Annotated in this window: 1 pseudogene; it reads left to right on the top strand. The window is 53.3% G+C overall.

The features are described from left to right. A pseudogene (locus AC3XQU_RS23335) lies at nucleotides 1-351 on the top strand (hypothetical protein); the annotation flags it as partial.

Raw genomic sequence — 351 nt, 5'->3', positions numbered from 1 at the left:
GACGCTGGCTGCCAGCGGGGTGACGCCTGGTCCCTATGCAAAAGTCGCAGTTAACGCCAAAGGTATTGTGTTCGCAGGCACTAACCCGAACACATTGGCTGGATACGGTATCACTGACGCCTACACCCGAGGAGAGGTGGCCAACGGCTTTGTAAAGCAGGGCGGTGGGGCTGGTCAGACCTACAACAGAGTTTGTATCGGCTGGTCTTCGATCGGTTTAAAGGCGAGCGTTGATGATATCGACTTGGGGCGTATCTGGACTGAAAACAACTTTACTCCAAGTTCTAAGGCGGATAAAGCAGGTACTCTTGCGGGCTATGGGATTACCGATGCCTACACAATCGATCAGAC

This window comes from Telluria sp. AZSoR62 (assembly GCF_058111565.1).
Note: the sequence above shows the minus strand (reverse complement) of the source record. Positions and strands in the feature narration are given on the sequence as shown.